The 25,142-nt window shown below is 58.3% G+C and carries 21 protein-coding genes and 1 tRNA gene; 13 read left to right on the forward strand and 9 right to left on the reverse strand.

The genetic code is table 11. The annotated features are described in order from the left end of the window. Nucleotides 1-5 precede the first annotated feature (5 nt). Entirely contained in the window at nt 6-1,277 is a 1,272-nt protein-coding gene (locus tag AC5YUO_RS17460) for a GNAT family N-acetyltransferase (RefSeq protein WP_496156136.1), read from the forward strand. Between the two features lie 55 nt (nt 1,278-1,332). On the opposite strand, the gene uppQ is transcribed toward AC5YUO_RS17460, so the two are convergent. Next, the gene (uppQ, locus tag AC5YUO_RS17465; RefSeq protein ID WP_496156137.1) at nt 1,333-1,968 is read right to left on the reverse strand and encodes a polysaccharide biosynthesis GNAT family N-acetyltransferase UppQ; all 636 of its coding nucleotides are present in this window, start codon (nt 1,966-1,968) and stop codon (nt 1,333-1,335) included. A 295-nt stretch (nt 1,969-2,263) separates the two neighbouring features. On the opposite strand from uppQ, the gene AC5YUO_RS17470 reads away from it, so the two are divergent. Beyond that, a tRNA-Leu gene (locus AC5YUO_RS17470) sits at nt 2,264-2,348 on the forward strand. 264 nt (nt 2,349-2,612) lie between these two features. Next, nucleotides 2,613-3,128, forward strand: a complete 516-nt coding sequence (locus tag AC5YUO_RS17475) for a disulfide bond formation protein B (RefSeq protein ID WP_386907384.1) — start codon at nt 2,613-2,615, stop codon at nt 3,126-3,128. A 30-nt stretch (nt 3,129-3,158) separates the two neighbouring features. Here AC5YUO_RS17475 and AC5YUO_RS17480 read toward each other — a convergent pair whose 3' ends face one another. Beyond that, nucleotides 3,159-3,716 carry an HNH endonuclease gene (locus tag AC5YUO_RS17480; RefSeq protein WP_003585610.1) on the reverse strand — a complete coding sequence of 186 codons (558 nt, stop codon included), beginning with the start codon at nt 3,714-3,716 and terminating at the stop codon, nt 3,159-3,161. 343 nt (nt 3,717-4,059) lie between these two features. On the opposite strand from AC5YUO_RS17480, the gene AC5YUO_RS17485 reads away from it, so the two are divergent. The 3 genes from AC5YUO_RS17485 to AC5YUO_RS17495 all read left to right on the forward strand — a co-directional run bounded on the left by AC5YUO_RS17485 (nt 4,060) and on the right by AC5YUO_RS17495 (nt 6,133). Further along, nucleotides 4,060-4,359 carry a hypothetical protein gene (locus AC5YUO_RS17485; RefSeq protein ID WP_496156138.1) on the forward strand — a complete coding sequence of 100 codons (300 nt, stop codon included), beginning with the start codon at nt 4,060-4,062 and terminating at the stop codon, nt 4,357-4,359. A 136-nt stretch (nt 4,360-4,495) separates the two neighbouring features. Next, nucleotides 4,496-5,101: a transglutaminase-like cysteine peptidase gene (locus tag AC5YUO_RS17490; protein WP_496156139.1), complete on the forward strand. Its 606-nt coding sequence runs from the start codon at nt 4,496-4,498 to the stop codon at nt 5,099-5,101. A 240-nt stretch (nt 5,102-5,341) separates the two neighbouring features. Then, the gene (locus tag AC5YUO_RS17495) at nt 5,342-6,133 is read left to right on the forward strand and encodes a metallophosphoesterase family protein (protein WP_496156140.1); all 792 of its coding nucleotides are present in this window, start codon (nt 5,342-5,344) and stop codon (nt 6,131-6,133) included. Nucleotides 6,134-6,199: 66 nt separating this feature from the next. Here AC5YUO_RS17495 and AC5YUO_RS17500 read toward each other — a convergent pair whose 3' ends face one another. Genes AC5YUO_RS17500 through AC5YUO_RS17520 form a run of 5 tightly spaced genes read right to left on the reverse strand, consistent with a single transcriptional unit; the run spans nt 6,200 to nt 12,590 of the window. Continuing rightward, nucleotides 6,200-7,426 (reverse strand): glycosyltransferase family 4 protein, encoded by a 1,227-nt coding sequence (locus AC5YUO_RS17500; protein WP_496156141.1) that lies wholly within the window; start codon nt 7,424-7,426, stop codon nt 6,200-6,202. Continuing rightward, nucleotides 7,423-8,760: a polysaccharide pyruvyl transferase family protein gene (locus AC5YUO_RS17505; RefSeq protein ID WP_496156142.1), complete on the reverse strand. Its 1,338-nt coding sequence runs from the start codon at nt 8,758-8,760 to the stop codon at nt 7,423-7,425. The genes AC5YUO_RS17500 and AC5YUO_RS17505 overlap by 4 nt, the downstream gene beginning before the upstream one ends. Continuing rightward, on the reverse strand, nt 8,753-10,225 hold the full coding sequence (locus AC5YUO_RS17510; protein WP_496156143.1) for a lipopolysaccharide biosynthesis protein: 1,473 nt from the start codon (nt 10,223-10,225) through the stop codon (nt 8,753-8,755). The genes AC5YUO_RS17505 and AC5YUO_RS17510 overlap by 8 nt, the downstream gene beginning before the upstream one ends. After that, nucleotides 10,225-11,304, reverse strand: coding sequence for an acyltransferase family protein (locus AC5YUO_RS17515; protein ID WP_496156144.1), 1,080 nt, complete (start codon nt 11,302-11,304; stop codon nt 10,225-10,227). The genes AC5YUO_RS17510 and AC5YUO_RS17515 overlap by 1 nt, the downstream gene beginning before the upstream one ends. 50 nt (nt 11,305-11,354) lie before the next feature. Then, nucleotides 11,355-12,590 carry a glycosyltransferase family 4 protein gene (locus AC5YUO_RS17520; RefSeq protein ID WP_496156145.1) on the reverse strand — a complete coding sequence of 412 codons (1,236 nt, stop codon included), beginning with the start codon at nt 12,588-12,590 and terminating at the stop codon, nt 11,355-11,357. Between the two features lie 505 nt (nt 12,591-13,095). On the opposite strand from AC5YUO_RS17520, the gene AC5YUO_RS17525 reads away from it, so the two are divergent. From AC5YUO_RS17525 to AC5YUO_RS17555, 7 genes are all read left to right on the forward strand, one after another. Continuing rightward, nucleotides 13,096-14,424 carry a hypothetical protein gene (locus AC5YUO_RS17525; RefSeq protein ID WP_496156146.1) on the forward strand — a complete coding sequence of 443 codons (1,329 nt, stop codon included), beginning with the start codon at nt 13,096-13,098 and terminating at the stop codon, nt 14,422-14,424. A 145-nt stretch (nt 14,425-14,569) separates the two neighbouring features. After that, nucleotides 14,570-15,676: an acyltransferase family protein gene (locus AC5YUO_RS17530; RefSeq protein WP_496156147.1), complete on the forward strand. Its 1,107-nt coding sequence runs from the start codon at nt 14,570-14,572 to the stop codon at nt 15,674-15,676. A 184-nt stretch (nt 15,677-15,860) separates the two neighbouring features. Beyond that, nucleotides 15,861-16,769 carry a hypothetical protein gene (locus AC5YUO_RS17535; protein WP_496156148.1) on the forward strand — a complete coding sequence of 303 codons (909 nt, stop codon included), beginning with the start codon at nt 15,861-15,863 and terminating at the stop codon, nt 16,767-16,769. Between the two features lie 131 nt (nt 16,770-16,900). Further along, nucleotides 16,901-19,159 (forward strand): polysaccharide biosynthesis tyrosine autokinase, encoded by a 2,259-nt coding sequence (locus AC5YUO_RS17540; RefSeq protein WP_496156149.1) that lies wholly within the window; start codon nt 16,901-16,903, stop codon nt 19,157-19,159. Continuing rightward, nucleotides 19,146-19,823 carry a hypothetical protein gene (locus AC5YUO_RS17545; protein ID WP_496156150.1) on the forward strand — a complete coding sequence of 226 codons (678 nt, stop codon included), beginning with the start codon at nt 19,146-19,148 and terminating at the stop codon, nt 19,821-19,823. The genes AC5YUO_RS17540 and AC5YUO_RS17545 overlap by 14 nt, the downstream gene beginning before the upstream one ends. Before the next feature lie 77 nt (nt 19,824-19,900). Beyond that, nucleotides 19,901-21,472 (forward strand): O-antigen ligase family protein, encoded by a 1,572-nt coding sequence (locus tag AC5YUO_RS17550; RefSeq protein WP_496156151.1) that lies wholly within the window; start codon nt 19,901-19,903, stop codon nt 21,470-21,472. A gap of 73 nt (nt 21,473-21,545) precedes the next feature. Then, nucleotides 21,546-22,751 (forward strand): glycosyltransferase family 4 protein, encoded by a 1,206-nt coding sequence (locus AC5YUO_RS17555; RefSeq protein WP_496156152.1) that lies wholly within the window; start codon nt 21,546-21,548, stop codon nt 22,749-22,751. Nucleotides 22,752-22,797: 46 nt separating this feature from the next. Here AC5YUO_RS17555 and AC5YUO_RS17560 read toward each other — a convergent pair whose 3' ends face one another. Both AC5YUO_RS17560 and AC5YUO_RS17565 read right to left on the reverse strand, forming a co-directional pair. After that, on the reverse strand, nt 22,798-23,892 hold the full coding sequence (locus AC5YUO_RS17560; RefSeq protein ID WP_496156153.1) for a glycosyltransferase family 4 protein: 1,095 nt from the start codon (nt 23,890-23,892) through the stop codon (nt 22,798-22,800). A 55-nt stretch (nt 23,893-23,947) separates the two neighbouring features. Next, complete coding sequence (locus AC5YUO_RS17565) at nt 23,948-25,096, reverse strand: glycosyltransferase family 4 protein (RefSeq protein WP_496156154.1); 1,149 nt, start codon at nt 25,094-25,096, stop codon at nt 23,948-23,950. Nucleotides 25,097-25,142: the final 46 nt, after the last annotated feature.

Consider the following 25,142-nt stretch of genomic DNA (forward strand, 5'->3'; position numbering starts at 1 on the left):
TAAGCATGTCCAGCGATCCAAAGAATCCGGATTTTCAGGATCCGCGCATCGCGGCACTGATGGCGTCTGCGGAGCGTGACCGCCCCGTGGCCGACAGCAGCCGACGCGTGGGCCGCGACGGTCGGGAATTCTGCATCTATCCGGGTCAGCTCGGTTACGACATGCAGGAGGAACTCGACTTTCTGTCCAACCGCGTGATGGAAGCGAATGTCTTCTTCACCGGACGGCTTCTCGCCCCCGCCATGCCGCGCATCGAGGACAAGTCCGTGCGCTTCGCCCTCATTCGCGATGAGAACGGCGCCAGAAGCCGCATGCGCTTCCTGATGCCCTTTACCGTGGAAAAGCCGGGCTTTTCCATCGGTCCTTCCATCATTCGCGTCTGGGCCAATCCGTTCGGGCCGCTTGGTACGCCGCTGGTCGACACCGAAGGGGCCGCCGAAACCCTCGACAATCTTTTCGACGCGCTTTCCGACCGGAACATGCGTTTGCCGAACGTTCTCGTGCTGCCGGATGTGCGGCTGGAGGGACCCTTCGCCCGCATGTTCAGGGCCATCGCGCTCAGCCGCAACCTGCCGGTGACGACGACGGGCAATTATCATCGGCCGATGCTGGAAAGCCTGCTCGATGGCAAGGCCTATCTGCGAAACGCTCTTGCGCCGCACCATTTGCGCGAAATGAACAGGCAGTGGCGCCAGCTCGAAAAACTCGGGGGCCTCTCCTATACCGTTACCCGGCAGCCAACGGATGTGCGTTACCGCATGGAGGAGTTTCTGGCGCTGGAGGCGAGTGGCTGGAAAGGCCGCAAGCGCACCGCGCTGGTCAACGACCGTTATCGCGCCGCTTTCGCCCGCGAGGCGATCACCAATCTGGCCGAAGCCGATGCGGTGCGTATCCACACCATCGATCTCAATGGCAGCGCCATCGCCTCGATGGTCGTCTTCATCACGGCCGGCGAGGCCTATACGTGGAAGACCGCTTTCGACGAAAACTATGCGCAATTTTCTCCCGGCAAGCTGCTGGTGCAGAAACTGACCGACTGGCATCTGGATGACGCCAATATTCTGCGCAGCGACAGCTGCGCCGTGCCCGATCATCCGATCATGAGCCGCTTCTGGCAGGAGCGGCAGGAAATGGGCACGCTGGTCGTCGGGCTTGCCCAGAACAGCGACCGGGACGTGCGGCAGGTTTCCACCCAGGTGGACATGTACCGCAACACCCGCAACCTCGCCCGCAGCCTGCGGCAGAAGATCCTGTCCTTCGGACGCAAGGGCAATTGATCCGAAGGGCACCCACGGCGCCCTTCGGAGTTTATGATGCGGGTAAAAACCCGCTTCAGCGCGAAGCCGTCCGGATCATCTTGCACAATTGCGTCAGAGCCGCATCGTATCCGCCGCCCAGAATATCGATGCAACGGCGGGCGAGCTTGATCTGCTCGGTGCGTGACATATCATTATAGGCTTGCAGGGCATTGCGCATCGCGCCGGGAGACACCGTGCCCGAGCCGCCGGGATTGGTGGTGCTGCCACCTGGGTTCCCGGGCGTGCCGGTCGAACCGGAGCCGCCGATGCCAACCCCGACACCGAGACCGACACCGCTCGATCCGCCCACATTGGCCCCGACATTGGCATTGATGCCGTCCGAGCCGCCAACGGAGGCGTTCACACCCGCATTGACGCCGCTGGAACCACCGACGGATGCATTGACATCCGCATTGACCCCATTGCTGCCGCCGACCGAAGCGTTGACATCCGCGCCCAGCCCGCCGCCGCTCCTGCCGCCGACATCCGCACTGGCGTTAACGCCACTGCTGCCGCCAACGGAGGCATCGACCCCGAGCCCGCCGCTGCCATTGTCGCCAACACTGGCGTTAACCCCATTCTCGCCACCGATCCCGATATCCAGCGCATGGGCATGGACCGGCAGGATCAGGCAGGCGGACAGTAACAAATTGCGAGAAAAAGCCCTCATAATTTCCTCCCTATGAGTTTGGCCATTCCCGCCCCGCGTGGAAACTCCACCCTGACATCATAATTCAATTAGTGATTGCGTATATTCTAATTTATTAGAGGTTCCTAATATTACATTAATGGGGCAACCGTGGGTGTAGCGAACCGGCACAGCCACCGTCCGCGACATTTTGATCGGCAGCAGGGTAAAGACGAAAAAGCGCGCGCGCAAACACGTGCAATTCAAAAGGATAAGTCAGCTTTGGGGTTGCACGCATGGCCTTGACCATGATAGACGCCGTGGCATTACCACCGTTGCCCCAATGGCGGAATTGGTAGACGCGCCGCACTCAAAATGCGGTTCCGAAAGGAGTGCTGGTTCGATCCCGGCTTGGGGTACCATTTCCAAAACGGACTGATTTTCCTCGTGTTTATCCAGCGCGTTGCCGTGGCCACCTCAATGGCCTCATGCCCTCGACGAGCTCACGAAACTTTGCTTGCACGCTTCCGAGTATTACCGGGCTTTCATTTGCCAGATGCGCCGGACTGGATTAGACGAATCCCGTGACACCCGTGAGGACCGGCGACTTAATTTCGCCATCACGCCCGCCTTTTTGAAAGCCCGTCCGGGATATCTGCTTCTTCGCGAAGTTTGAGGAAAACAACATGGCCAATGCGACCACCGCCGACAATAGCCGCACGCTCGCCGCTCTCGGCGTTACGGCGGGAATGATCTTCACCGTCGGCTCCGCCCTCGGTTTCCAGCATATTGGCGGTTATACGCCCTGCGCGCTCTGCCTCTTGCAGCGCGATCCCTATTATTACGCCATTCCGCTGGGCATATTGGCCATTGCGACCAGCGTCTTCAAACTGCCGACCCAGATCACCCGGCTGCTGCTTGCCCTTATCGGCGTGGCGATGCTGATCGGTGCCGGGCTCGGGGTCTATCATGCCGGCGTGGAATGGGGTTTCTGGGCAGGGCCGATCACCTGCGCGACCGGCGCGCCTTCCATCACCACCAATGCCGGCGATCTGCTGGGCAATCTGAACGCCATCAAGGCCCCGTCCTGCAACGACGCCGCATTGCGGGTGCTCGGCCTTTCCTTCGCCGGCTGGAATGTCATCGCAAGCGTTGCACTTGCGGCAGTCGCCTTTTTTGGCGCGAGCCGTAAAAGCCGGTAAGCGGAAAACCGCGTTGCAGTCCTCAAAGGATCAGGGCTGCAGTTCGGTATCCCAGTAAAGATAGTCCATCCAGCTTTCATGCAGATAATTGGGCGGGAACAGCCGCCCGTTATTGTGCAAGTCCTGAACCGTCGGCTGGAAGGGCTTCTGCGCCGGGAACATGCCCGCCTGCTTGGGAAGCTTGCTGCCTTTTTTAAGGTTGCAGGGAGAGCACGCCGCAACGACATTGTGCCAGGTGGTTTCACCGCCATGCGCGCGGGGAATCACATGGTCGAAGGTCAATTCGTCCCGCGTGCCGCAATATTGGCATTCGAACTTGTCCCGAAGGAAAACGTTGAAGCGTGTGAAGGCGGGGTTGCGGGTGGGCTGCACATAGGTCTTGAGGCTGACGACGCTCGGCAGCCGCATGGAAAAGCTGGGGGACGACACCGCGTGATCATATTCTGCAATGATGTTCACACGGTCTAGAAAGACAGCCTTGATCGCGTCCTGCCAGGACCATAACGACAAGGGATAATAACTCAGTGGCCTGTAGTCTGCGTTCAGAACGAGCGCCGGCAGGGCCTGTGGTGAAACTGCAATCGTCAAGGGCTTCTCCTGAGCGATTCGGCATCTGCACTTGTATATTAGGTCCGTTGTTACAGGATTGTGAAGCCTATAAATGCAGCGGCGAAGAGCTTAATTTTTGAGCCCTGGAATGGCGTTTTTTCGCATTCCTGACGATCAAGCGGCAGGGTGGCGTCTCCTGGCCAGGGACACCGCGGGCTGATACGGCAGGGAGGCGATTCGGCCCTTCCAGACACAAATCCTTCTCACACCGGATGCAATATCGGTGATATGATTACCCCCGACGGACGATTGGAAAATCAATGCGCGCCAGGCATGGCAAATGTGCGGCGGCGTCCGTCATTTCGTCAATGGAGGAACGGTCATGATGGTGGGCAGGCGGCAAGCGGCAGCATTGCGGGGCAGCCTCGCGGCCGGCGTCCTCTTTGCCGTGATCGGCCTCCCCGCGGGCGCCCATGCCCAGCAGTACCAGAATTACGAAGTGGCGCCGGATGGCCGCGGCGGGGCGCAGGGAACGATCGGCGGGCGCAATTTCGAAATTTACCGAAATTACGACCGGCCACCGGCAAACCGCGCCTCACCCGATACACGGCGCGAACTCAGACGGGCGGTGCCGCAACAGACCTGTATTGTCGACACCGAAGGCCGAACCCGCTGCAGGTGAGTTCGAAGCCGTCTTTTCAGCGTGCTATAACAAAATTAGATTTCGTTAAAATGCAATCTATCGACTTAAACGGCCCGCAAGAATGGGTCGCTATGGTGCCAGGCACGAGAGAAGACAACTGTGCAGGGGCAAGGACATGGCGAAGAGAACAATCCGTCTGGCAAAGATTTTTGCCGTCGCTGCCGGCATGGTGGCAAGCATCGCGACAACCGCATCGGCCGTCCAGCTTGGTGGCCTCGCCCAGAAGCCCGGCGCATCGCGGCCCGGCCAATTCATGACGACCAGCCGTCCGACCATCGCGCCGATCGCCTTTGCGAAATTCTGCGAAGGCGCGGCCGACCAGTGCATCCGGATCGGCGACCTTGATACGGTGGACCTGAGCAAACAGAAGCGCGCGGAACTCCAGCGCATCAACGCCGAGATCAACACCGCGATAAGTTATGTCGGTGAACGGGACGGCGAAGACGACTGGAAACTGAACCCGGCAAGCGGCGACTGCGAGGATTTCGCGGTGACCAAGCGGCAGCGCCTTCTGCGCGCCGGCTGGCCTTCAGGCGCCCTGCGCATCGCGACCGCCCGCACGACGGATGGCATAGGTCACGCCGTTCTGGTCGTCAGCACCAGCCAGGGCGATCTGGTGCTGGATAACCGCACCAATGTCGTCAAGCCGTGGAAGGCAGTGGATCTGAAATGGATCAAGATCCAGTCGCATGAGAACCCGCGTGTCTGGCTGAAACTCTAGAACAGGTCCTCATGCGGAGGCCGCCCTTTCGGTTTACGGCAACGTATCTTTCGGACGTCGAAGAGGCTATTCTCTCCACACGGAACTGACGCGTGCTGCTTTGCTAAAACCGCCTTTCGCCGCTTCGTCGGAGGGGTTTTAATGGACGACCAGGCATCGCGTCAGCGCAGCTTTGGCGGGTGATGCAACAGCCGCCTTCAACGCTCTTGACCTTGTGCGGGAGAGACAGTATCGGCAGCTATGCGCAAGGTGCTCAACTGGATTCGCGGTCGTAAACAACCAGCCCCCCGCGACGACCGGAGGCGGCGCAGAATCGACCTTGGCGACAAGCCGGCCTCCTTTCCGATCTATGCCATTGGCGACGTGCATGGCTGCCTCGACCTGCTTTTGCAGGCGGAACGGAAAATCCTCGCCGATCTGGGGCCTGAGCCCTCTCCCGCGCTGGTCGTTCTTCTCGGCGACTATGTTGATCGCGGGCGCGATTCCCGCGGCGTCCTCGAACATTTGTTGCAGGCGCCGCCAGCGCCGCTGCGCCGTATTGCGCTTTGCGGCAACCATGAGCAGCTCTTCCATGATTTTCTCGAAAATCCGCAGGAAAATATGCATTGGCTGGACTTTGGCGGCCGCCAGACGCTTCTGTCCTACGGGGTCGATATCGACTATTTCCTGCAAAAGGGTCGCCTGAGGCTGCCGCAATTCAGGGACGCCCTGCTCGGCGCGATCCCGCAGACCCACCGTCAGCTTTTATCCAGCCTGCCCATCTATGCCCGGATAGGGCCTTATATTTTCGTGCATGCCGGCTTGAGACCCGGATTGCCGCTGGAGGCGCAGACAGATGAGGATATGCTGTGGATCAGGGAGCCATTCCTTTCACAAGGGGCCGGGCTGGATCTCGTCGTCATCCACGGTCACACACCGGTAACGGAACCGGAAACCGGCCCGCAACGGATCGGCATCGACACCGGCGCCTTTACGACGGGCAGGCTTACCATTCTCAGGCTTTCGGATGCGGGCTTGCACCTGATCGGCTGAAACGGCCCCCCGCGTCGTTCCACGCGCCACCCGGACAGGGCCAGATGGCGGCGTCAGGGTGTGGTTTCAACCAACCCGCCTGCCGTTCAGAATATCGTCAAGGACCGTCATTTGTTGACGATTCCATTCAATGGCGTCCTCAAATGCCCTGTTTCCCAGCTCCTGCCGCTGATCGCGGCTGGAGGCGAGCCGCAGGATTGCATCGGCAAACGCCCTGTGGTCATCGTCTTCCACAATGACCACGCCGCGCCGGTAACGGTCGGAAAGTCCTCTCACACCCGTGCGGGTGCTGATCGTCGGAACACCGGCAGCCAAAGCATCAAGCAATTTGATGTTGATGCCTGTTCCGAGCGTGATGGGATTGATGGAGAGCGGCGCGCGCGTGAAGGCATCCTTCAGATTATCGACGCGACCGAGCTTGAGAATGCCCTCCCCGTCTTCAATCTTGCCGCATATGCCGCCCGCCAGAACCAGACGAATATCCGGCCGGACCGCCCGGACCAACGGCATGACGTTTTGCAGGAACCCCTTCAGGGAAATGATGTTGGCGTCATTGCCGGAACCGAGAAACAGAAAATCCCCCGACGTGACGTCTTCGACTTTTCCATCGAGATCGAGAATATGGCTGACGGTCGCAACAACCGGCGTCTCCGCCCCCAGCCGCTGCCTGAACGCCCGTTCCTCTTCCTCCTGAATGGCGACAACCACATCCGCACGGCGGAAAGCCTTACACTCCACGGCCGGCGGAACGGAGAACCAGTATCCATATTTGTTCGCGGTATGGATGAAAGCCTTGTGTCGATCGGCGAAGGAATCATGGGTGTCGAGAATGCGCAGCACATCATCCGGCAAGCCCAGAAATGCCCTCGAATGGAATGCATATTCGACAATGACGGCATCGATGCCAAGCCGGCGCTGAATATCCCGAACCTGACGGCCGATTTCGGGATAATAGAACTCGTCCAGATAATTATAAAAGCCGCTATCGCGGCCGAGAAGCCGGTGGACCTTTCGAACGGCCCGATAGGCCGTGAATCCAAACTCGAGGCCCATATCTTGACCAAGGCGAGATTTAAAGCCGCCCTTCTGGCGAGAGACGAAATGGACGTATTGAGATCCGAATTCCGCCTCATGCAGAGCGGAATTAAAGTCGATCGCGATCGGCGTGTCGACATAGGCGAAATGCACCTCGTGACCAAGGCTGCGGACAGCCCGCGTCAGTTGCAAAATCCGGCTACGATTGCCTTCAGACGCTGGAAGGGCGGGAATGGCTGAGACGAAGGCGACTTTCATGTGACTGATCGTTTATCTTCTGAAAAGGTCTCGAATATCTGGAAATTACTTTTCGACAGGCTGAGAACGCCCGGCAATTTCCTTCGCACCTGTTCGCGACGCTCGTCCACCTGGTCGACGAATTCCATCAGGGCAGTCCTGATGCCCTCATCCGTATAAAAAGCCGAAGGCGACAGCAGGTCTGAGGAAGACAGGGAAAAATGCTGATAAAGCCCTTCGAATTTTCCTTGGTAGGCAATGCATATGACAGGAACGCCTTTGCCAAGCCCCGCTATGGCAAGATGCATTCTGCCACTGACAATTCCATCAAGCTGTCCCGCTACCCCCTTGAGAACAGTCGCCGGCCACTTGCCCTCAAGATATCTAACCCGATCGTCAAGTGAAGGGCGCACCAACTCTGCAATGGCCTGAAGACAAGACTGATCGCCAAAACCCTCCCGGTAATCATGTGGGATAAGCAGCCAGCAAACCGGCCGCGCGTCAGCAACGAACCGCAGCGCCTCCGCGCCACGCTTGATGATCGTGTCAATCTGAGCGCGATCCGCATTCTTGAACAGCATGGGATGCAGGTTAAACCCCATCACCCTGTATCCTTCGGCGCGCTTACGCGCGATCCAGGAACCGGTATCCGCATCAGCCTCCGATGCAATGAGACTAAAGGCCGAATCGGCAACCAGCGCCGCATTCGTCCTCGCAAACACGTTCAGGCGGCCGAAGGAAACTGGGTCGCGCACATTGATTGATACGCCCGGATGAAGCGCGCTGTAAAACATCGACAAAGACGGATGCGGGGCTTCGTTGAAACTGAAACCGAGGATGACGTTTTTTATGCCGGCTGCCGCCGCCAAATCCGCACTTGCCAAAAGTTTCGCGGTCACCAATGGATGATAATATCCATCCATGACATCGGCCCCGATCACCACGACGCAATCATACCGCCTTGTCTCGAACTGACGGCAAAGCGCCCCGATGAAATCGACGTCTCCAAAGATATCGACGGGATTGAATCCTCTCTGCCGGACCAGTTCCGAAGCATCGGTGCCCTCGAGAAGGACATCGATATCAACATCGGGGTTCCTGTCGCGGGCATGTTGAACGGTCGCGGTAATCATGGCGTCATCGCCGATGGAGCCGAAAACGGAAAAAGGATCGCAGGCGACGATCAAAATCCGGTTTAGATGCTCCCCACCGCTGAGGGTCTTGATCCCGCGCTTCCGCTGTTGCAGGGCATCAAAAAAACGGCGAATTGCCATTTCTTCATTGCGGCCTTCGTTGAACTTCACCCATTCGCGATGCAGCGGAGCGGGAAGTATCTTTTTTACGAGTTTACGCATTCGCTTCCTTCCGTGGGAGCACCTTGCTGATGACGAACAGCAGGGCCGCCTGAACCTGCCGGCGCGCCACAAGCGCCATGAGCGAAAAATAAGTGACGACGAAGATGGATCCGAGCATGAGTCCCGCCATGAAATCGCCAAGGCCCAGGCCCGCGATTTCTGGACGTATCAACTCGACTGCGACAAAGCCGACGCCGCTTGAGACGAAACTTGGCAGAAGCAGGAAGATTATTCGACGAAGCGGAACATCCAGTTCCCGAGAGACATAAAAAAACGTGAAGGGCGTGGAGGCGAGTTGCCCCAGGACATACACCACGACGAGTTCACCGATGCTGTCTGTCGGGATGAGGAGGATCATGAGGATTGTCGAAACCGACTTGACGGTGCCGGCTATCAACACCTTGTTCGGGCTGCCGCGCGCGGAAAGAAACGGACCGTTTTGAAACTGCACGCATTGCAGGGCCCCGAGCAGCAGCAGGGGCCGCGCAATCTCATCCGCCCCTTGCCACGGCAGTCCGAAGAGGACGCGGCAAATCTCTGGCGCCAAGGCGGCGAAAAGCACAAAGGCCGGGGTGGAGACAATGGCCGATATGGCAATCAGCTGCTTGTACAGTTCCGCCATGCGCTCGCGCTCGTGCGATACGCGGGAAAGCACTGTCAGCGAGACGTCATACAGGGCCGACTGAAGCAGTTGCATGAGAATTTGATAAAGCCGGCTGCCCACGGTGTAGAGCCCGAAAGCCGCCACGCCGTAACGTCCCAGAATGATGAAATCGATCAGTCGGGTCGACCCGAATTCGACAATGCGCAAGCTCAGCGCCGACGAACCGAAACGCAGCAATTCCAAAAAGGTGCCGGGATTGAGGGTGGTTCCCGGAAGCCAATGCGGCTTTCGCCAAAGCCAGATCAGCGTGACGATGGTCGCAACATAGGTCTGAACGACAAGGCTCCAGACACCGAGGCCCTTGATCGCGAAAACGATAGCCACGCCGCCACCGACGATGTTCGATATGAAGGTTCTGATCGCCAGCGGCTTGAAAGCGAGTGCGCGGCGATAATTCACCTCCTGAAACATTGATGCCGTGTTCAGCGGCAGCAATATGCAGATCGCCACGATGATTGGCGCCAGCCCGTCAACCTCGAACCAGCGTTCCAGTTCCGGTGAAAAAACGCAGACGGCAACGGCCAGCAGCGTCGCAACCGAAACCGAGGCATAAAATGGCAGATTGACGTCGCTGGGCTCCAGATTGCGTTTCTGGACGATCGCATCCGCGAATCCGAACTCCGACAGCATCTGGATCAGCATCAACACCAGCCCGGCGGTGGCGACCATGCCATAATCGGTGGGGCTGAGGAAACGGGCGAGGACGATGAAGAGAATGGAGGTGAAGAGCTTGCCGCCCCAGTTCTGGACGATGGACCAGAACACGCCTGTGATGGCGGCGTTGCCTATCGAACCGGACATCAATTCGCCACCCGCAACGCTGGTTGTGGCACCAAATTACTGTTTATGAAATTGCGTGCCGGCTTCTCGAAATTTTTAAAAACGAAATGAGACGTGACGGTCAGAAAGATTATCGCAACGCTCAAATAAGGCAGAAAAAACTGTAACGGCGCCGCCATACTCAGCCATGTGAACTTTAATATAGTCGTAAATAAAATCGCATGGATCATGTAAATTGCGTAGGAAGAATCACCGGAGACTGACAAAATCCATGAAATTCTTTTGGAGTATAATATATCCCGCTCACCCAGTGCCGTGAGAAGCAACGAAACCGCTAACGTTGCCATCACATAATTCGGATTATAAAGCCTAAACATTTGCAACGATGCGAGAAAGAAAATCGATATTCCTATATATAGAAAAAATCGACTTGAAATTCTGATCTGTTGATAGATTTGGTATATGAGGCAACCGACCAGAAAGCTGGGTAGCGCCCGCAGCATGCCGAAGTCATAGTTTGCGCCATACATGCCTCCAGGCTGTTCCCAAAAAGGCATCCATGATCGGGAGAAAAAATAGAAGATGGCCAATACAAACGGTGCGGAAATATAAATCTTCACTTCACGCATCATCACAAGAATAAATGGAAACAACAAGTAGCAAAAAAGCTCGGCACTTATGGACCAGGACGGATGGTTTAGCGTTAACTTGTCGGACAGACCCCATGCTTGCATGAGAAAAATATTCAAAATCAAGTCCCGATATTCAATGATCGCTGAAGGATAAGAGAACGTCACCGACATCAATATCAAAACCGTCATGGTAGCCACATGAAGCGGATAAATACGGGCCAGCCTGCGAATCAAGAAGGTTGAATAGTTTGTCGTGCTAAGCTTCAGATCTTTGTAAGTGTGAAAAAGAACGAAGCCTGAAAGCATGAAAAAGAAATCGACGAAAATTCCAAAACTTCCGACATCGATAATCGATTTCGCACGGCTGTCGATACTATTTACATGAAACAGAACAACACCGATCGCAGCAAGAAATCGATAAAAATCCAGCATAAGGAACCGCAATTTATCAGCGCTACCTGCTTCCATCTGCCTGCCCCTTCGAAAAAAGCTTAAAAAATATAAAAGCTGTTGCGGACCTAAGATGCGCGTAAGGTTCGGCCTTCCCTGCTTTTCGTCAGTACGTCCTCATAGAGTTTCACATAATTTTCGCCGACCCGGCGTGAGGTGGATTCCTCGACGATGTTTCCGAAATCGGCCTCCGTCGGCAATTCTTCGCGCGAAAGCGTCAGCACCCGGCGGATACGGGCAGCAAGGTCGGTGGCGTTGCCCGGTTCGAACAGCCAGTCGTGATTGGTCTCGCCAATCAGCTCCGGTATGCCGCCGGAGGCTGCCCCGATGACCGGCACGCCCATGGCGTAGGCCTCGTAGATCGTGCGTGGCGAAGGTTCGGCCCAGAAAGACGGAACGATGAGCACATCGATTTCTTCGAGAAACTCCTTCGGTTTCGCCCAGCCGACGAATTCGATCGGCAGATCGCCGGCCTGCGCCGTGAAACGCTCGATGGAATCGTCCATCGCATGGCCGGCAACCAGACAGCGCCAGTTGCCGTGACCGATTTCCCTGAAGGCATCGACCATGGTGCCGACGCCTTTTTCCGTGTTGATGCGGCCGATATAACCGAAGGTCAGCGGCCGGCCCGTCCGGTCGATCTGCCGGCGGGCGACGGGATCACCGTCGGGAACCGTGCAGGAATAAAAGATGACGCGACGCAGGCTTTCCGGAATGTGATGGAAAAGCCCGTGATTGACATGGGTCCTGAGGATTTCGGTGCCAACGCTTGCGACGGCGCCGATATAACGCTGGGTGAATTTCTTGCTGAAATTCACCACCTGACAGCCGAGATGGATGTGCTCGCAGGGCTTGCCAGCCTTGAACATGGCCGCGTTGCCGCACAGGAGATCATATTCGCAGATCGTATGAACGATCGGAATGCCGCGCTTGTGCGCCGCCCGCCACACCAGCGTCGTCACATCCAGCAGCGAGTGGGTGTTGAGGACATCCGGTCTGAAATCGTCGAGAACGGCCTCGAACTGCTTTTCGACATCGAAATTCCATTGCTGCTTGAGCTTCTGCATACGCCGCTGCTGCGGCGTATATTGCGGCCAGTCCTCAAGCCAGAAATCGTTGTTGTGGAACATGCGATAGACGGTGACGCCGTTGCGCACCGTCTTTGGTTCGGCCTGCCGCTCTATGCAGGCGGCGCCGACCGTATGTCCCATGGAGACGAGTTCCTCGGCGAGATGTTCGACCGAGCGTTCGCATCCACCGACGATATGCGGCGGATAAAGGCTGCTAAGATGGAGAATTCGCATGCGGATACGCTCTGTTTTCCTTCATCGAAAATCTATGGCGTCCATCCCGGCCTCGTTCGTCTCCCTCAATTTCCGGAGACCAGTGAGACATCTGTAAAAATACAAGAACCGGAGCGGATCTAATGTTTGAAAATATGAATTACCAAAATCTACTTTTCAAAAAGCACGGGAATTGACGGCATTTCAAGTGATTTTTTTCGCGATGCGGCAAAAGCCATGCGGTGTTGCGAAAAGAACAGGTCTCGTGTTACGTTTTCCGCACATAAACAGGTGAACGGAAGCGAGGGGTTCCGTTTTCTCTGACGGTCATATTCGAGTTCATAATATTTATTTTATTTCAGAGACATGGATTTTAAGGCGACCATAGATGCCAAAAACGTCCACGACAGTCTGATCCCGACGTGTTGAGAGGCGTCATTGACGCTCAAACAACGACGTCCATGTCAACGACGTCCATGTGATGGCGTCTGGCTAATACTTTCTCCGGACATGCCAGGAGGCGCAGATGAATGGAAAACAGCCGATCGCCATGGGCAGCCTGACGCGGCGTGGCCTGCTTTCAGTCACCCCCATCGCATTGGTCGCCGCCACCGGCCTGCGCGCCACCTCCGCACGGGCCCAGGCGGTTGCCTCCGCCGATGCCGGGGCGTTTCTGGACAGTGTGGGGGTGTCGGGCCACTTCACCCGCCCCACGGGCGTCTATCCGGAACAGTTTGACCGGATCATGCCCGAGCTCGAAGCGCTCGGCGTACGACATCTGCGCGATGACGGGCTTATCGCCCCAAGCGACAGTCGCGACAGCCGCGTCTTTCAGCGGTTGCGCCGCATCGTGGCGGCGGGCATTCGCCTCACCATCATCTGTTACGACAATCTCAACCCTTACGTTTCCACACCGCTCGACAGGCTGGTGGATTTCTACGACTGGTGCGACGCGGGTATCGATATTTTCGAGGGTAGCAATGAGCCGAACCTGACGAGAGATCCGCAAAATGCCCCGCGCATTTCGGCGGAACATCAGGCCGCCCTGCACAACACAATCCGCTCAACCGCGCAATTGCGCTCGGTGCCCGTTGCGGCGCCGAGCTATGTCCTGGAGAGCAGAGCGCTGGCGCTGGACCTGAAAAATGTCTGCGACTACGGCAACATCCATCCTTACGCGGGGATGGAACATCCCGAAACGACCGGTCCGGGGGCTCTCTCAAAATCCGTCGCCGCTTCGGCGCATATAGCCGCCGGCCGGCCGGTATTCGCCACGGAAATGGGCTATCATACCTCGCTGCAAACGAAGAGCTTCCATTTCCCCGTCACCGAAGGCATCAAGGCGCGCTATATGCCGCGCATGCTGCTCTGGTGCTTCATCAGCGGCATCCGCCGATCCTATATGTATGAAATGGTTTCAAGCTTCGCCGCCGATGCGACAGACCCGGAATCTTCCTTCGGTCTCCTGCGCCATGATCTGAGCCGCACCCCGGCTTACGATGCCGTTCGCGCCCTTCTCTCCCTCTGCAAGGCACAACGGCAGACCGGGCCGGAAGAACGGCAGATCGATTTCCTCACTTCTGATTCCCAAAGATTGTCCCTGCATCTGGTGAGAGCGGACGGTGCCTTGCTCGTGCCTGTCTGGCTTGGAATTTCCGGCTGGCAATGGCCCGCACGCATCGAAAATCCGCCGGTGGAACGCATTGCGGCGTTTTCCGTGGCCGGCCCGCATAATCGCATCGTCGCCCACCGCTTCCGCGATGACGGCTCGGTGAGCCAGCAGACAATCACACAGGAGGGCGGAGAATATCGACTTTCGGTCAGCGACCAGCTCACGGTTCTGGAGGTTTTCTGAATGGTGCAGGTTGAAATGCCGCATCGCAAAATTGTGTGTATCGCGTCGGTCTATTGCGTGCTAGCCTGCTTCAATAATGGACTTCCGCCCCGCTGAAGCGGGCGCAATATTATACTAAATATATCTTTATTTTTATAGATTGACGATGATGAAAAACTTTAAAGAAGCGCCCGCCGCCGGGGCGCAGCGTCTCGATATCGTTCAGGTGATGCGCGCCGTCGCGGCGATCATGATCGTTGCGTTGCACGCGGACGTAAGCTGGGAATTCACGCTTTTCCCCCTGCATCTTTTGAGGTTGGGCGGCGGCGTCGACCTGTTTTTCGTCATTTCCGGCTTCGTCATCGTTTATGCGTCCCGGCCCTATTTTGCGGCAACAGGCGGTCGTTCCGCGTTTCTGCTGCGCCGCTTTCTCCGCATCGTTCCGCTTTACTGGTTTGCGCTGACCCTGCGGCTTGCCGTGATCGCCACCCTGCTCGGCGCAAAGGCGTTTCCGCCGTTACAGGCGATCCTGACCTCCTATCTTTTCATTCCTTATGACAGCATGGGTTATGGCGACGCCTATCCGTTTCCGATCTTCGATCTGGGCTGGACGCTGAATTACGAGATGTTCTTTTATATCGTTTTCGCAGCGTTCATCTTCCTGCCGCTGGAGCGCGCCGTGCTCACGACAGCCGGTGTGCTGTTTGCTGCCGTCATGATCGGCTCCACCTTCGATCTCGGCCTGCCGTTCAGCTTCTGGTTTCAGCCGATCATTCTCGAATTCGTCGCAGGCATGTTCCTCGCGTTACTTTTCCTGCGCGGCGTTCGCCTGCCGCCCCTGCTCGGGCTTGCAACGGCCCTGTGCGGTCTGGCGATCTGGATGCTGACCGATTTGAACAGCATAGGCTTCCAGTGTGATCCGGGCTGTTATTCCTTTTCGCGGTTGCTGGTTTTCGGCGGCGGCGCGATTTTGCTAATGGCAGCAGCGACCTTGACCAGAAACATCGCCCTGCCCCGTTTCGCACAGCCGCTGGCCAAACTCGGCGATTCGTCCTATGCGCTTTATCTGCTGCACCCTTTTATCTTCCGGGGCTTCAAGATTGCGCTCGGCGGTGTCACTTTCCCGCCGGAGTGGAGTAATCTCGTTTATCTCGTCATCGTGGTCAGCACCGTCGCCATAGCCCACGCCTTTCACTTGTTTGTCGAAACACCGGCCAATATCTGGCTTCGTGACCGGCTGATAACATCGCCGCGCAAAGTTGCCGTGTCATGAACCGCGCATGGAAAGACGCGAGCGGGCCGTTAACAATAGCGGACGGTTTCCGCCACGGGTTTATTTTAGCCCTTGATCCTTTGCGTGGGCTGTGCGATTTAAAAAAAGAGATTTTAGATGTTGGATGACCGTATCCAGCATTGGATATATTTAAAGTCGTATTTTAAAAGATTTGGAGAGTTGGATGCCCCGCATTCGTAACGGCTCGATGTTCGTTGGTGCGATATTTATTGCCAGCATGGATCTCTTTTCCGCTGTCGCCAACGCACAGAACGTGGAAGCCGCACCACCCGCTGCCCAACAGCAGGCGCCCGCCGTTGAGAGCGCGGCAACAGGCGCGCCCGTCAAGGCCGCCGATGAAACCACCGCCGCATTTCTGGCCCGCGTCAACACCACCAATCCGGACACGGTTTCCATGGCCGCGGCGGAGCTGTTCAAGCAGTCTCCGACGCAGGGAATGATCAAGGATCTGGTCACCATCGCTTCCAGCACGGATGCGGCAGCGGCCGACGTGACCGGAAAAGTGACGAGCGGGTTTCCGATCATCGCCGTTTCCACCAGCGCGGCACAGTTCTCCGAACAGCTTTCCGCCCTGGTCCTGAGTGACTCCGGCCAATTGCCCACAATCGTCGCACTGGCCCAGAAGGTCGGCAACAAGGACTTCTCCGAAGTGGTCGGCGAAGGTCTGGCGCTTGCCCACGCCACGGCGATGAGGAACGGCAATACGATACTTGCAGCCGCTATCCAGTTGCAGACAAAAGGCGCCAACGTGCCCGCCGATCTTCTCATCGCCTTTAGCGAGAATATCGCGGGAACGGCTGCCGGTCCGGCCGCCCCTGCGGCGGCGGCAGCAGCGGCGGCATCGCCGATCGGCGGCGCCGGTTCCTCGCCAGCCAGCGCCAACAGTATCGGCGGTTCGGGAACCGCAGGCGCTGCAGAAGGCACTGCACAGGCGGGTGGCGGAAGCGCGCCCGTTGGCGGCGGCGGCAGTAGCGGAACGACAGGCGGCACGGGCACGTCGTCATTCACCACAATCAATAATTTCTTTTCAATCGGCAGCACCACAACGCCGACCAGCACAAGTCCCGTTTGAGTTTGGCTTTGTCGCCTTCTCCCAAGGGGAAGGCTGCCGCCGGTTCTGTGATGCAACCGTGACTTGGCGGGCGCCGCGCCCGCCGAAAAGAGCGAGGCTGACAGTTGTTGCAAAGGCACGATCCCCTGACGATGGCCGACTACGATAAAAACGGGCTGACGGCCGAGTTTATCGATATCGACGCCGTTCTCGCGATGATCCGCCGGCAGTGGCGTATCGTGCTTGCCGCGATTGCCGTCGCCGGGGCAATCGGCCTCGCCTTTGCCGCGACGGCCGTTCCGATCTATTCGGCGACGGCGACCCTGCTGATCGACCGCAATAACAGCCAGATTGTCGAACAGCTTTCGACGATTGGCGGCGTTATAGAGGACGAGGCTTCCATTCTCAGCCAGGTCGAGGTTCTGCAGTCGGAAACCATCGGGCTTGCCGTTGTCGACAGTCTCAAACTCGCGGAAAATCAGGAATTCAGGGCAACGCGGGCGTCGCTTCTGAGTTCGATCGTTGGCACCATCCGCTCGCTCGTCAATGTCTCGCAATGGTTCTCGCCAGCGAAAAAAGAATCGGTGGTTGACGATGGAACCCTGAAGAGAGCGCTGTCGGACCAGCTGCTCAGCGGCCTCAGCGTCAAGCGCATCGGCCGGACCTACGCCTTGGAGCTTACCTATAACTCGACATCGCCGGTTCTCGCCGCGCAGATCGTCAACGCCGTGGCTTCAGCCTATCTGGTGGACAAGCTGAATTCCAAATATGAGGCGACGCGGCGGGCTAGCGACTGGTTGTCCGACCGTATTGCGGAGTTACGCCAGCGGGCTCTCGACACCGATCTGGCCGTGCAGAAATTCCGTGCCGAACATAATTTGATTTCGACCGGCAATAATGGCCTGCTTTCCGATCAGCAGCTGGCCGAATCCAACAGCGCGCTGATTTTGGCGCAGTCGGAAACGGCCAGGGCGCGGGCGCGGGTGCAACGGATCGACCATATTCTCGCCACCGACGATGTCGATGCGGTCGTTACCGATATTCTCGACAGCTCGGTCGCCAATGACCTGCGCAAAAAATATCTGGAATCCTCGAAGATCGAGGCGGAAATCACCGGCCGGCTCGGCAGCAATCACATTCAGGCGGTACGTCTGCGCAATGAAATGCAGGAATACCGGCGCCTGATGTTCCAGGAAATCAGCCGCATCGCGCAAAGTTACAAGAGCGACCTGGAAGTCTCTGAAGCAAGGGAAAAGTCGCTCGCGGAGAGTGTTGCCAAGGCGACCGACATCAGCAACTCGGCCAGCGAGACGCAGGTTCAGCTGCGCGAATTGCAGCGCGAGGCTGAAACCTACAAGAACATGTACCAGACCTTCCTGCAGCGCTATCAGGAAGCGATGCAGCAGCAATCCTTCCCCGTGACGGAAGCCCGTGTGATTTCCAAGGCGATGCCGCCCCGAATTCCGAGCAAGCCGAACAAAACCATGATTTTGGCCCTGTTCATGATCATGGGGGCCGCAGCCGGCGGCGGCATTGCCGTGTTCCGCGAATTCCGGGATCGTTTTTTCCGCACCGGGGAACAGGTTCGCGACGTTCTCGGGCTGGAATTCCTCGGCAATACCCCGCTCATCCAGAACAACAAGGCCATAATAGAAGATCAGGAGGGCGGCCATCCGGCCCTGACGCGCCCCACCAGCGTTGCGCGCTACGCGGTCGACCACCCGCTCTCCTCTTTCGCCGAAACGCTGCGCAGCACCAGACTTGCCATCGATCTCGGCATTCCCGCCAAAAGCGGGGCGCGAATTGTCGGCGTTGTCTCGGCCTTGCCGAGCGAAGGAAAGTCCACAATCTCCATCAATCTGGCGCAACTGCTCGCCGGGCAGGGTGCACGGGTCCTGTTGCTGGATGCCGATATTCGCAATCCCGGCGCCACACGCGCCATGGCGCGTCACGCCAGCGAGGGTCTGCTCGAAGTCCTGCTGGAAGGCCGCAGCGCTCAGGACGTGCTGGTTCGTGACGAAAAGACGCGGCTCGCTTTCCTGCCCACGGTGGTCAAACAGCGTGTCCCCCATTCCTCGGAATTGCTGACCTCGGCGCAAATGCACAAGCTGCTGGCTGAGGCGAGCAACGCTTTCGACTATATCATCGTCGACCTGCCGCCGCTTGGGCCGGTGGTCGATGCACGCGCCATGGCGGGGCGGATCGACGGTTTTATCTTCGTGACGGAATGGGGCAAAACCGCGCGCAGGGCGGTGCGAAACACCGTGGAGAATGAAGTCCATATTCGCAAGAAGTGCCTGGGCGTCATCCTCAACAAGGTGGATACCGAAAAGCTGAAGCTTTATCGCGCCTATGGTTCAAGCGAATATTATCACTCGCGCTATACACGATATTACCATGATCAAACGTGACGGCGTGCTGGGCCTGCGGAAAATCCTCGCGGTCGTACCGGTCCTCGTCATTTCCGTCTTTGTCCTGTCGGTCGCGGCGCAGGCATTTTCACAAAGCCGGCGTTTTTCCGATATTGTCGCATTGGCGAGGATCGCCGACGATAATAATGGCCTCGCACCTGATCTCCTTACGGAAACCGTGCCTGAACTGAACCCGGTCATTGCCGAAAAAATCTGCCGTTCGGATATCGTTAAAGCCGGTCTAAGGCTCGTTCTGGCCGATCTCGATGCAAATGGTTTCGATCCGGCATCCGATTCGGGTGCGGCGCGCCTCAGTTTTGCCGAGACCTTTATTCGCCACGCGCTTTTTTGTTTCCCCGCAAATGGCGATGTCTGGCTGCGTCTTGCCATGGTTCGTTCACTGCGCAACGCCTCGCCCATGGAAGTCGCCGTGCTGATGAATTTTTCACAGCTCTACGGACCCGCCGATGCCAATCTGATCCGCGGGCGTTTCGTGATGTGGCGGCAATTTCCGAAGAACACGTTGCCCGAGGCCGAGGCTGCCCGCGAGGCGGACACGGCCATCGTCTGCGGCAGCCAAGGAGAAATATTGCGATGGACCCTGGCGGACGTCTGCCCAAAACCACCATCGGGAGACACGAAACGCCCGGCGCCGCTGCCGTGAACTGAAACGGTGAAAGAACGAAGCCCTGCCCGTCATTCGGACATAACCACCACAGCAATTTCGACAAAGCCCAAGACATGTCGCTTACCGAAGCCAGATCAGAACCGCTCTCCTCCTCGCAGCCCCCATCGGTGGCGGTTCGCAACTATGTCCGGCCGGTCGCAATAGTCGCGTTCTGGTCGATCTTTTTGCTGGCGCTTCTCAATCGAGGCGCAACGGAAATCGAAAGCCGCATCGTTGTCACGGCTGCCATCTATCTCCTGCTGGTGCCATCGATCCTTGCGTTCGGGGCCCCCAGGGCCGGTGCGGGCAAGGTACTCGCGGCGGCCTGCCTTTTATTGGGAGCGGTCATCGTGCAGATGCTGTTGCAGGCATCCTCCCTGCCCGGCATCGCGCGCCCCAACCCGGCCTGGTCCGCCGCCGCCATGTTCATGCAAAATGCGCCAACCGCCACGATCTCGCTGACGCCGGCGGATGACCGGCTCGGCCTCATGAGCGCCGCCCTGCCCTTCGGCGCCTTCATGGCCGGCCTCGTGATTTTCGATAGCGACGAGCGCGCGGCAAAGACGCTGCGATGGTTCGCAATCGCCGGTGGCTGGCTCGCGCTGTTTTCGATCGTGCAATTCGTGCTTTTTCCCGAAGCTCTCGGCTTCATCCAGAAGCGCTTCTATCTCGGCAGCCTCACCGGCCTGTTTGTCAACCGCAACACCGCCGCGACTTTCTTCGGGCTCATCTTTCTCACGCTCACCGCATTGTTGCACAAAAGCCTCCTCGCGCCGGATTGGGCTATGGTAAAGGCGCTCGTGGCAAACCGCCTGACCGTGCCGGCCGCGCAGAAACAACTCATACGTAAGGCCGCATTTCTCGGTGTACTCGCCGGCTTTTGTTTCATCGCATTGATGCTGACGGGATCGCGGGCCGGGATCGGCTCAAGCCTCGCAGCACTGATTTTCCTGATTCTTCTGATTGTGTTCAACTCTCCCGCCAGAACCGGCCGCAATGGGGCCTCCAGCCGGCGCAGGCAGCGCGGGACGAGACGTCGTGCCGCGTTTTTGATCGCGGTCGCCATCGCCCTCTTCGCGCTTTTCGCCAACCGGGTGGCGCTTCGCATGGAGGCGCGTTTGGAAGACGACATGCGCTTCTGTTATATGCCGGGCATTGCGCGTGCCATCGCCGACAATTGGCCGCTGGGATCGGGCCTCGCTAGCTTTGCGGAAATCTATGCGCCCTATCATGCGGCGCGCTGCGGGGTGGATGCCGTCGTCACCCATGCCCATAATGTCTACGCCGAAGGCCTGCTGACACTCGGGGCGGCCTTTCCGTTTTACCTCAGTTTTTTTGTGCTCATCCAACTGGTGATTTTCATTCGCGGGGCACGCAAACGCAGAAATTACCGTTATGCCTCTCATCTCGGGCTTGCGGCGCTGCTGCTTGTGCTGCTGCATTCGACACTTGATTTTTCGTTGCAGATTCCCGGCTTTGCCATGGCCTATGCCGTTTTCCTCGCCCCCGTCGTCACGCTTTGCCTGAACCCGCCCGGGCTGGAACGGAGCGGCCACAAAAGGCAAAAACCATTTTCAGATGAAGCCGCAATGCCGGCGCCGATCCATTCAGGCCAATCAGTGGAAACCCCGCTTCATCTGCCATAACCAAGCGCGGCACGGATTTTTCGGATGCTAATAGTTGTCTTGGACTTAAAACCATGAGCGCAGGAATTTAAGCATGCGGATATTGCAAATAACCTCGCTTTTTTCCCCGGATCGGGTGGGCGGCGCGGAAATATTCGTGGAAGACCTTGCGCGTGGACTTGCCGGTAAGGGCCATACGGTCGCGGTGGCCGCCATTTCACGCGAAGAGCAGGCAGCGGAACAGCGCGACGGTTTTGCCATTCACCGCCTCGGGCACACCACGCCGTTCTTCATCGGCGACTGGGGGCAACAGCCGGAATGGAAGCGAAAATATTATAAGATCGCCGTGCAACTGGATCCGCGCCTCGTTCGCCGGCTTGCGCGTGTCATCGATGATTTCCGGCCGGACGTGATCAATACCCATTCGCTGTCGGAACTGACGCCGCTGATCTGGCCGATGATCCGCAAGCGTGGTGTTCCACTCGTTCATTCTCTGCATGATTTCACGAGCATGTGCACCAACGGCTCCCTGTTTCATGACGGGCATATCTGCGATGGCAGCGGCAAAAAATGCCGTGCCTTTTCTTATCTCCACCGGCGTTGCCAATGCGCGGTCGATGCTGTCGCCGGCGTTGGCCGCGATATTGTCGAACGCCACGTGCGGGCCGGCTTTTTCACCCATGTGCCTGAAAACCGCCGCACGGTGATCTGGAACGTCATCGCACCGCCAGATTCGCCCCAACCACGCATTCCCCGCATGCCGGGAGAACCGCTGGTTTTTGGCTATCTCGGCCGCATCGAAGCACCCAAAGGGGCGGATCTCCTGCTCGAGGCGTTGCGGCTTCTGCCGCCGCAGGGCTGGCAAGTGGTCATGGCAGGCCGCGCACCGGGCGGTATCGAGGCCTATCAACAAAAGGCGGCCGGCCTTCCGGTCACATTTCCGGGCTATGTGGAGGCCGACCGTTTCTTCGCCGGCATAGACTGCCTGATCGTCCCGCCCTTATGGCCGGAGGCCTTCGGCCGCACCGTCGCCGAAGCCATTCTGCGCGGCGTGCCGGTCATCGGCGCCAATCTTGCTGGTGTCGCCGAACAGATCGGCGCGGACAGGCCGGAACGCCTGTTTTCACCTGGTAATGCCGCCGAACTGGCCGCGCGCATGGCAGAGGCCATGCGCAATCCCGCAATGCTTGCGGAAACAGCTGAAACCCGGGAGAGAATCCGGCAGGGTGTCGCGCCTGAAGCGGTCGTCGCGGCCTATGAAAAACTCTATTCGGATGTGCGCAAAACCGTCGACGCGTGAGCTTTCAATGCCAAGACAGCGCGTGGGCATCCCTTCCCCGGGGGGCTCAACGCCTTGCTTGAAAAAGCTGCGCATAGCTCGCAGCCGCCTTCTGCCATGAATATAATTTACGGTTTTCAAAACCTGCCAGGCGAAGATTGTCTGCCAATTCCGGATTCGCCAGAAGTCGCTCGAGCACATCGACGAGGCTCTGGGCATCCGATGGATCGAACGTCAGGGCGCCTTCACCGGCGATCTCCGGAGTTGCGGAACGATTGGAGCAGACGACCGGACATCCCAGCTGCTGTGCCTCCAGCACCGGCAGACAGAACCCCTCATAGGTAGAGGGTACGCAAAGGCAGGCGGCATGGCGGTAAAGTTCGGCCAGTTGCCGGTCATCTATGCCGGAAAGCCGGATCAGCCGGGCCTTCAATTCCGGATCGTCCAGCGCGCCGGCGATTTCCTCAGACTCGTCGCGGCCCACATGCACGACGCGCAAATCCGGCCATTTTTTACCGAGCACGGCAAAGGCTTTGCCCAGGAGGGAGAAATTCTTGTTGGAAGTCGCGTTTCCGACCACCAATATGTAACGTCCGGCAACAGGCGATACCGTGTCAAAAGCCTCGGGATCGACATTCAGCGTGCTGTCGGAATGAATGGTGAGGCTCTTATTGGTAGCCGCAGGATAAAAACGCGCCAGATCCTTCCGCGTCGCTTCGGATACGCAGATGACCTGATCCGAACCCGCCATCATCAGCTTGAAGATGAAATCGGTCGTCAGGGTTGCCCGCCAGCCGATCTGTTCGGGGATGGTTTTGAAATAAAGGTCGTGAACAAGGGTCAGACGCCGTTTGCCGCCAAAGGGACTTCCGAAAGGATCGACGTTAAACAGCACATCGATGCCATGCCGGCGGCAAAGCGCGGGCAGCATCGCCGCCTGACGCACCACGTCAAAAACCATGATGCGCGGCCGTGGTGTCTCGATAAGCTGCAGCCGGCTGTCGCGCAGGTTTTCGGGCAATTGCGCCCGCGTCCAGGGAGAGCGCAGAATATAGTCATGACCCGTCTGCTCCAGCAGCCGCTCCAGCAGACTGAAGGTCACGCGGGCCACTCCGGAGGCCTTGCCGCCATATTGGCTTGGCATATTTACGAGAATACGCATCCTGGCCCTTCCGCTTGCCCGCATTGCCTGTTGCTGTCCTTCACCGGGCGAAACCTCACGCCGCCTCCGTCAGCAGGGCGGAAACGGACCGGCGGGTTTCCTCCAGAGAGAAACGCTGGCTCACATCCTCCCGCCCCTTTTGCGCCAGCCTTTCCGCCAGAGCCGGATGCGACAGGATGCAGCCGAGCGCGGCTGCCAGCGCCGATGCATCCCCCGGCGGCACGAGAAGGCCCGTTTCGCCGTCACGAATAATCTCGGTAACGCCGCCGCCGCGCGTGGCGACAACAGGACGCCCACACATCATGGCTTCCACGACCACCCGGCCAAAGGGCTCGGCAACAACAGATGTATGCGCAACCACATCCATCGCGGCCATCAGTTCCGGTACATCCGAGCGGAAACCGAGGAAGCGGACGCGGCCCTCGAGACCGAGACGGGATGCCTGTTCACGGATGCGCGCCTCATAGGCCTCCTGCCCGAAAAGCGCGGCGCCAACGATGACAGCCTGTACGCCCTCCATCGCCGCAATCGCGTCCAGAAACACATGCTGGCCCTTCCATTCGCTCAGCCGGCCAAAAAGGCCGACAAGCGGTTGCGGACCAAGGCCCAGTTCCGCTCGAAGCCGCGCCGCCATGCCGGGCTCATAAACCTTTGCTTTGGCGGGATCGAAGCCGTTGTAGACGATGCGAACCTTTTCCGCCTCGCCGCCGGCCTCGATGAAAGCCCGGCCCGTTTCTTCGGAATTGACCGCCACCAGCCTGGCGAAAAGGCGCGCAAATGCCAGCGACGCCCGGCGGTTGGTGCTGCTGAAAGCCGGATCGGTGACGATATCGTGCAAAATCCACACGAGAGGGCGGCGGCTGAGCTTCGCGGCCAGCGCACAGACAAACAGCGCCTTTTGCGAATTGGCGCAGATCACATCATAATGTCTCGCCTCCCGGCTCAATTGCCAGGCAACCGCCATCACATCAGCCGCTCCACGCAACAGGGCGCCAAACGACGCATTGCGGCGGATCGACAGCATTTTTTCTCCGGCGGACAGCATGACCGGAGGCCGCCCGGCATCAACGAGATCATCCGCGGCCGCACCGCCACTTAAAAAACAGGCACGCCAGGAATGCGGCCCAGCCTTGACGAGGTCCGTCAGGAAAAGTTCGGCGCCACCCTTCTCTCCGGTATGGCTGACAAAAAGAGCGGATGTCATGGCATCTCTCCTGCCGAGTGAGAGTACCCACGGTGCGTCTGGCCGA

This window comes from Agrobacterium sp. LEGMi-208b, from assembly GCF_059511785.1.